The sequence below is a fragment of the Synechococcus sp. B60.1 genome, from assembly GCF_047462555.1.
GTDB lineage: Bacteria > Cyanobacteriota > Cyanobacteriia > Thermostichales > Thermostichaceae > Thermostichus.
The window spans coordinates 1-2,918 of sequence record NZ_JANSJN010000162.1 but is presented as its reverse complement, the minus strand read 5'-3'; the positions used below and the strand labels follow the sequence as shown (position 1 = coordinate 2,918).

Sequence of the window (2,918 nt, the reverse complement as noted above, 5' to 3'; positions counted from 1 at the left end):
TTAACCTACAGAATCCCCAGAGCCCCCTTAAAGTCGAAAAGGCTTCGGGCAAGCTTCTGAGGAACAAAATCCCAAGACCTAGCCAGCGCAAGTTAGCTTGGGCGTTTAGCTGGGGATCTCAATCGTGACATTGGCCAACTGCACATCGTCATAGTCCGCCCAGGCCCCACCGTACTGGCCGATTGTGTTACTCCCCAGCGGCACAAAGATATCCAGGGATCCACCAAAAAGCGGGATACTTATCCGAGGGTCGCCGGCGATCCTGCCAGGCTGGATCACCGTTTTGCCAGTGCGCAGGGTAACAGTATTCAGGCCCAGGCGCAGATGCTCTAGCGGCAGAGGGATGCGCAAGCCGTCTCCTCCCAACTGGATCTGCTCTACCTCCACCCCGTTCAAAAGCACTCGCATGGGAGACATGTCGGCATTAGGGATCTGGGATTGTCCGGCCCGATAGGCGGCGGCTGTATCCAACCCAATCAGGGATCCAATCCGCAGAACTGGTGGACGGGGCGGCAGACGTTCTAGGCTGAAGGAGCGGGTCATCTCCCCCCCTTGGGCAGGAGCAAGAAATTGGCCAGCAGCCGCCGACTCAGGCGAATACCGGTTATCGCCTAGGCGGATGACATTGGCCTCCAGCACCAGCGTGCTGTTGGGATCCCAGCGCTCCAACTGCAACTGCCAAGGTCGCTCCCCGCCGGTCTGTCCGCTGCCTGTGCTCTGGGAATAGGGCAAATAGTTCTCCAGCCGCGCCACCAAAATCTCCTCTGCCGGCAGCGGCCCCGGCAGGCGAAACCGCCCCTGGGCATCGGTGCGCACCGCAATCCCGGCTCCCGGAATGGCCACCTCCACGTCGGCCAAGGGCTGCCCTGTCAGGCGATCCACCACCTGCCCAGAGTAGGCAGAATCCAACTGCACCTGTCCAGTGGGCACATCCGTGGCCGCCTGAATGCGCTGCTGCAACATCTGCCAATCGGCTTCTGTAATTCGTCCATCCTGGTCAACATCGGCAGCCCGGATCTGGTCGTCGGTCAACCCCCGTTCTCCGCGCAAATAGGCCCCCAACAGGTTGCGATCCTGCACCGTCAAGCGGCTATCCCCATCCAGATCACCCGGTTGAAAAGGCTGCGCTTGGGCAGAAGACACGCCTATCCAACCCAGAGCAAGGGATCCCAGCAGCAGCAAGAGGGAACGCCCCCATGAGGAGACCCTAGACATAGGCAACTCTCCTGAAAAAAGAGCTAGCCGCAGAGCCGGGAAGGCTTTGTTTACGTTCTAGCGCAGTTCACCGCTTTGCCGCCGGGTTAGCCAGCCGATTGAGGCTACTCTTGAGCGCATATTTTGCCGATTCGCCCTCTGCCCACTGGGACAGGCCAGAACTCGAAAGCTTGATGGTAAGATGAGCGTGGTGACCTGCTTCTTCTATGGCTCGATACTCCTGCGTGACTCAGCTTATGGGATCAGCCGAGCAGCTAAGCGAAGCGATCCGCGCGGTCTTGGAGCGTTGCCAGCTTACCGTCCTACACAACAGCCCTGACTACTGGGTGGCCGGCGAGCCGCCTGGAAAAAATCCCTACACCAAGCTGGTGACGGTGGAGGTGTTTGTGGATCGCAGCCGCCAAGCCGCTGACGGGTCTGTAGAGGTCACCTGCATCGCCAAAAACGAAGAGCTACCCCTGAGAAGCGTCAACCATTGCCAACAAACCTTTGACCAATTGAGGGCAGAGCTAGCCCAGTTGCAAGCTCAACTGCAGCTTGCTGCTCGACAAAAAGAGGCCATAGAATAGCGAAGCTGAGTTCCCTTGGATCTCATGGCACGTCGCTGCCAACTGACCAACAAAAAACGCAACAACGCTTTCGCCATCTCCCACTCCCACCGGCGTACCAAGCGCCTGCAGGAGGTTAACTTGCAGTGGAAACGCGTCTGGTGGGAGGACGGCAAGCGGTTTGTGCGTTTGCGCCTTTCCACCAAGGCCCTGAAAACCCTCAAGACCAAAGGGATAGGGGCCATGGCCCGCGAAGCTGGAATCGACCTCAACCAATTTTGAGGGATCAGCCGGTGCCTTGACCTCCTGAGAACTGATCTGCTACGGCTGGCGGGAGAGTGACTTCGGCTACAGCTCACAGCAATCCAAACAGTTTGCGTGACTTGGGCTGGAGCCCCGCCAGCAGAGTGTTGAGGGTATCCCGCTGAGTAAGCTCGTTGGTGCCGCTCGCGCGCTCGATCAAGAACTTGCGCATTTCGTCCGAGAGCTTGGCGTCGGTAAAGTCGGCGCCGACAAAGCTGGCCCCTTCGATTTGGGCCTCTTGTAGGTTGGCCCCCACTAGGAGGGCTTGGTTGAAGTTGGCATGTTGCAACTGACAACTGGCTAGGACGGCCTGGGAGAGGTTGCAGCGAAATAGGTTGGCTTGGCGAAAGTCAGCGGCAAAAAAGTTTCCTTCCGCTAGGTTGGCAGCCACCAAGCTGGCCTCGCGAAAGATGGAGTGGCTGAAGCGCCCCCCCTGAAAGCTGCTTTTGTCCAGCTTGGCAGCGGTGAAGTTGCTGTAGTCTCCCAGGGCTTGACTGAAGCTGGATCCCCGGAGGTCGGAGGCAGCGAAGTTGGCCCGCTCCATCTCGGCACGGCGAAAGTTGCATAACCGCAGATCTGCCTGTTGCATACTGAGCGAGCGCAGGTTAGCCCGCGTCAAGTTGGCCTTGGGCATCTGGATGCGGTCGAACAGGCCCCGCGAGAGGTAAGCACCTTCAAGGTTGGCGCCCAACAGGGAGCGTCCTTCTCGCAGGGCTGCTAGCAAGTCCCGCGTGGTTTCAATGCGAACCGGCTCGGAGGGTTGGGGAGAAGAAACACTCACAGACAGACCACTTCTCACAGGCAGGCCAGAAACCTGGTCAACCTGACCGAAACACTGAGGGCTAACAGGGA

General features: G+C 58.9%; 4 protein-coding genes. 2 read left to right on the top strand and 2 right to left on the bottom strand.

Annotated features, from left to right (window positions below):
* Positions 1–105: 105 nt before the first annotated feature.
* Positions 106–1,215, bottom strand: coding sequence for a dockerin type I domain-containing protein (locus NW863_RS12650; RefSeq protein ID WP_414366788.1), 1,110 nt, complete (start codon positions 1,213–1,215; stop codon positions 106–108).
* A gap of 206 nt (positions 1,216–1,421) precedes the next feature.
* On the opposite strand from NW863_RS12650, the gene NW863_RS12645 reads away from it, so the two are divergent.
* Positions 1,422–1,784, top strand: a complete 363-nt coding sequence (locus NW863_RS12645; RefSeq protein WP_414366787.1) for a hypothetical protein — start codon at positions 1,422–1,424, stop codon at positions 1,782–1,784.
* Between the two features lie 24 nt (positions 1,785–1,808).
* Positions 1,809–2,045, top strand: coding sequence for a 50S ribosomal protein L28 (rpmB, locus tag NW863_RS12640; RefSeq protein ID WP_414366786.1), 237 nt, complete (start codon positions 1,809–1,811; stop codon positions 2,043–2,045).
* A 73-nt stretch (positions 2,046–2,118) separates the two neighbouring features.
* Here the strand turns inward: rpmB and NW863_RS12635 are convergent, their stop codons facing one another.
* The gene (locus NW863_RS12635; protein WP_414366784.1) at positions 2,119–2,847 is read right to left on the bottom strand and encodes a pentapeptide repeat-containing protein; all 729 of its coding nucleotides are present in this window, start codon (positions 2,845–2,847) and stop codon (positions 2,119–2,121) included.
* Positions 2,848–2,918 lie beyond the last annotated feature (71 nt).